General features: G+C 35.5%; 3 protein-coding genes and 1 pseudogene. 2 read left to right on the forward strand and 2 right to left on the reverse strand.

Annotated features, from left to right (window positions below):
• Positions 1-3590: FG-GAP-like repeat-containing protein (locus tag IM515_RS00340; protein ID WP_287697811.1), on the reverse strand; the 3590-nt coding region annotated here is incomplete at its 3' end.
• Between the two features lie 542 nt (positions 3591-4132).
• Between IM515_RS00340 and IM515_RS00345 the strand changes: the two genes are divergently transcribed.
• Positions 4133-4378 (forward strand): hypothetical protein, encoded by a 246-nt coding sequence (locus IM515_RS00345; RefSeq protein WP_287628079.1) that lies wholly within the window; start codon positions 4133-4135, stop codon positions 4376-4378.
• A 23-nt stretch (positions 4379-4401) separates the two neighbouring features.
• A pseudogene (locus IM515_RS00350) lies at positions 4402-4779 on the forward strand (type II toxin-antitoxin system VapC family toxin); the annotation flags it as partial.
• 38 nt (positions 4780-4817) lie between these two features.
• On the opposite strand, the gene IM515_RS00355 reads toward IM515_RS00350, so the two are convergent.
• A partial coding sequence (locus IM515_RS00355; RefSeq protein ID WP_287697813.1) for a hypothetical protein occupies positions 4818-5176 on the reverse strand: 359 nt, incomplete at its 5' end.

A 5176-nucleotide genomic window follows, 5' to 3' on the forward strand; every position in this document is an offset into this window, starting at 1 on the left:
TTATTAGAAATGCCATCAGATTGTAAATTAACAATGTCATCTTTACCATCCCCATTAAAATCACCTATCAATTGTTCTGAATTATTCTCATCTCCCCAAAATCCATTACTTAATCCTTGAGCGCGAGCAATCAAGTTAAAAGTGCTGTCCCCGTTTGATAAGGCAATCCAATTATTAGAAGTACCATCAGATTGTAAATTAACAATGTCATCTTTACCATCTCCATTAAAGTCTCCTATCAATTGTTTTGAGTTATTTTCATTTCCCCAAAAACCAGCTATTAAACCTGTTTGATAACTATTGTTAGAATTGGTTAGAGAATATGCTCCTTTTAAGTTAAACGTACCGTTACCATTAGATAAAGCTATCCAGTTGTTAGAAATACCATCAGATTGTAAATTAACAATGTCATCTTTACCGTCCCCATTAAAGTCTCCGATTAATTGTTCCGAGTTATTTTCATCTGCCCAATATCCTGTTTTCAATCCTTGTGCTTGATTAATGAAGTTAAATGATACATTAGGTAAAATTGATAAATTGCCATCTTGAATAACTTTATATTCTGTTAAATAACTCTGTACTTTGTCTGGGTTTTGTTGTGCTTGTAGGGTTAGATATGCGGTTTCTAGGCGGAGAGATTGGAGATCGGCGATCGTTTTGTCATTTACACCATTAGAAATAATACTATCCCGTCGCTGTTTGACATAATTCTGTAAATTGGTTTCTATCCATTGTTCTTGTTGATCATTGGTTAAGTCAATCTGAACCACTAACTCTTGAGTTTTATTAGTTAGTTCTTGATTTAATTTATCAATAAAATAAGGATTCGTAAATTGTGAAATTTGGTTAATTTGAGATTGAATATTAAATTGTAATGATTTAAGAGGATTAATGGCTTCAGTAGAAGGAGGTAAATCTGTAGTTTTTGCAACATAATAATCATTGTTAATATTAGCAAGAATTAAATCAGTTTTTTTATCTCCGTTAAAATCTCCTAGTTTCCATTGATGATCACTTAGTGAACCGCCACCATCTAACCAAAGTTTAGAAATAAATCCATCGCCAGTTGATGTAGCAAGATAATAATCATTATTGATATTAGCAAGAATTAAATCTGTTTTCCCATCGCCATTAAAATCACCTAATTGCCATTGATGATCACTTAAACGTCCCCCACCATCAAACCAAAGACTTGTCGTAAATCCATTGCCATTTGAGAGCGCGACATAGTAATCATTGTTGATGTTAGCAAGAATTAAATCTGTCTTACCATCACCGTTAAAGTCTCCTAGTTTCCATTGATGATCACTTAAACGTCCCCCACCATCAAACCAAAGCTTAGTGGTAAATCCATTACCATTTGAAAGAGAAACATAGTAATCATTATCAATATTTGCAACAATTAAATCAGTTTTACCATCACCATTAAAATCGCCTAATTGCCATTGATGCTGACTTAATGTTCCCCCGTGATTCTGCCAAAGACTTGTCGTAAATCCATTGCCATTTGAGAGAGAAACATAGTAATCATTATCAATATTTGCAACAATTAAATCAGTTTTACCATCGCCATTAAAATCGCCTAATTGCCATTGATGCTGACTTAATGTTCCTCCATGATCCTGCCAAAGTCCGAAGTTAATTCCATAACCATTAAGTTTAAGATATTCTTGATGTTGTTTCCATAAATCATTGTATTGCTTTAAAAACTCATCAAGATTTTGAGTTATTTTTTGATAATCAGAATAGTCTTTAAGGTTGTCTTTGATTAATTGAATTGATTCATTAATATAAGCCTTTGCTAAATTATAACTATTCCAATCAGGAGTAGATAACTGTTCTAATGCAAGAGCTAATTTTTTTTGTGCAGTTTGTAAAATTGCATATTGTTTTTCATACTTAGTCAAATCCGAATAATGCTGCCCCAACTTCGCTAAATCCTGATACTCCTGTAACTGCTTCTTCGCCAAAAACAGCGCATCCGTCACAAAATCAACACTATCCGCCAAAGCATCCCGTCGTCTTACCGTTGACTCCTGAATCTGTAACGCCTCATCCAGCTGAATCTCATTCAGATAATAATCCCCATAAGGAGTCGCCAAATTCTCATCAATATAACTCGTCAAACTATCAAACACTTCAGACGTAGCTTGAGAGCCATTCCAAACCTTAATCGTGAGATTATGATTATCCTCTAAATTATCCACCCAAACAGTCGTTAAACCCTTCAACTGGTTAGCCAATTGACTGTTTAAACTCACATAACCCTCAATATTATTATTCCCTAAAGCCACCTTAACCGATGCTTCATGGTCCGCAGCAGTCCCCTTTCTCGTCTCCAACTCCTGCTTAAACTCCAACTCACCCGCTAACACCGTTTTCTGATACTCTTGTACCTCTCCCACAATTTTCTGCTTCTCTAAAATCGCCTTTTCCAACGCCGCAATCTCAGAATTAGACCCATTTCCACTCTTCAAAGCGGTTAAATTAGCCTGAAGCGCACCAATTTTTTGCTTAAGACTATCAACCGTATCCTGCAAAAACTTAGACGAATAATCCTGAGTCTTGAGAAAAGCATAATCCGTCAGCAAATCCCCCAGCGCCTTATCCGCAACCGTCACAGCTTGCTTATTCCCTTCCCAAGCGGTTTTAATATCCACTAAAGCCTGATTTTTCTTCTCTAAATCCTCAAGTTGCTTGGGAATAATATTACTCTCAAGTCCCTGTAACTCCTGATTTGAGTCATCAATTTGGAAAATAACAACCGCCAACTCCTGATTATACTTAGTCGTCGCAATTGACAGTAAATTCTGTTGTTCCTGAATCTGAATCAGATAACCATTAATCTCCTTCTGAATCCCATCTTTTAGACCCGGATTCGTTTCAGCATTGAAACGAGTATAAGCATCATCAATACTCTTCTGAATATCCTTCTGTTTTTGCTCATTTTGTGTTTTAGATTGAGTAAAGCTAGAAGTTAAAGCCTTCTTTTTATTTTCTAAATTCTGCAAACTTTCCGTTAAAAACTTCTGCTTAATGAGACTCGCTTCAAAAGTTTCCTTCGCAAAGGAATAATCATCATTAGCTAACCTTAACTGTTCCTCCGTCGTGTCTAATTTAACCTTGGCCTTATCTAATTCGCTGCTGAGAGTTTCATACTGCTTCAACGCTGTGGGAATCGGTAACGTCAACTTCTCCAGTTTCGTCGGTTGAATATCCGTATTATTAAAGACAAAATTATCATTATCAATGATCTTGACAATTGCCGTATTTTGTGTACCAATCGTCACCCCATTAGTCGGATTCGTCAAGGACAGGTTAAGGGTTTCCACCGCTTCAAACTGACTATCTTCCTTAATCGGAATCGTAATAATTTTAGGCGCACTATCCCCATGAGCAAACGTAACCTTAATGGGGGTATTACTATAATCGTTTGCGGTTGCTGTACCATTATTTAACGTAATCGTCGCACTGACTTCTGTATCACTTCCCCCCGTGCGAGTTACAACGACTTGAGTTATACGACTTCCGTTTTCAGTCAGCGTATAAGTCGGCGCACTAAATGCTAAAACTCCGGGATTATTAAGCATAATTTATCACTCCAGAAAAAGTGAAAATATTTTATTGATTGAGATTAGGTTAACTAACCGATATGGTGAATAGCCGATTGCAATTGACTTAAAGGCTGGTTTCCCTTCAGGCGCTCCCAGTTGTCTGCTGGCGAGCCTTTGAGTAAAATCCATAACCTAGACGGCTAATAAGAGTTAGAAGCGATGCGATCGCCCCTACCCTGCTACTTGGTTCGTTAATATCCAGACATATACTTACTTCCTGAAAAAGTCAAGCATAAAATCTAAATTGTAAAATTTCTTTACAAAAAACTTCAGCAAAAGTGAACATTAAATCGATAAAAGTGGACAAAAATTGACAAAAAGGGATCGGGTTAGTTGAATTTAGCGAAAAATCGGGGAATCCCAACTCCGCCATGGGGCGATCGCGAAAGGAATGAAAATTTCCCTGAAATTTGCTTAATTTTACCTGATTTTAGAGATTTGCTGGCAAATCAGCATTTTTGTGATATATTATAATCATAGTAATTTTTTTTATACTTAATTGTAGCTAAGTAATAATCATGAGTTCTACAGCAATACGTCAACAAATAATTCAATCATTAGCTAATCTTTCTGACGAACAATTATTGCAAATCAGAGAGTTAATTGATCAAAATTTTCTGCTTCAAATTAAACCTAAATCAGAAGAAGAAATACAACAGTTAATTAAATTATTACAAGGTAAATATGCTCATGCACCTACCAGTAGTGAAGATTTTGCCCAACAAAAACAAGCAGAAATTGATTGGGAGGAGCGTAATAGATGAATATCATTTGAGATGCTTGTGCTGTAATTGCTTTTTTTCGTAATGAAACAGGAGCGGATCTTGTTAGAGAAACCATCACTAATCAAAATAATAACAAGATGATTCATGTTATTAATCTTGGCGAAGTTTACTATAATTTTTATCGAGATATAGGAGAATCAGAAACAGAAAAACTAATTCAAGAATTAAGCAATATTAACATAAAAACTCGCTTTGATTTAAGTGGCAATTTTTGGCGACAAGTAAGCAAATATAAAGCAGTAATTAAACGCATTTTTTTAGCTGATTGTTTTGCTTTAACTTTAGCCAATCAAGAAAAAGGAATTCTAGTTACTTCTGACCGAAAAGAATTTGAACCGATTGTTCCTCTTAATATTTGTCAGATTGATTTTATTCGTTAATAAGTCCAGAAAACGGGTTTCTCGAAGAAACCCGTTTTCTAGATATTGATTTTAGCCAAAGACCGCTTAAATTCTTCGAGAGAATTAGCGGTAACTGATAATTTTAATATCTCTTCTAAGAGAGCAACGTTATTGATGTTACTGAGCCTCTGTTCAATTTCTGAAGAAATCTCGCCAAACCGCACAGTTAAAACTGTTTTTATGTCATCACGGCTTTTTTCTAACGCTCCAATTTCCTTACCAATTTCCTTGCCAATTTCCTTACCGCGTTCGATTCCTCGTAACTCCATATTACTCATTAAAGGCATGGTTCTTTCCTCCTCAAATTGTTTGATTTTACTCTCTAAACTTGACTGCAATTTAGGGGATAAAGTCATCATATTGTCGATGATTTCAA

This window comes from Microcystis sp. M44BS1 (genome assembly GCF_020244875.1).
In the GTDB taxonomy this organism is placed as follows: Bacteria; Cyanobacteriota; Cyanobacteriia; order Cyanobacteriales; family Microcystaceae; genus Microcystis; species Microcystis panniformis.

What these genes read in the sequence shown, in the direction of transcription:
- IM515_RS00345 (WP_287628079.1), top strand. Translation starts at nt 4,133, where the DNA reads ATGAGTTCTACAGCAATACGTCAACAAATAATTCAATCATTAGCTAAT.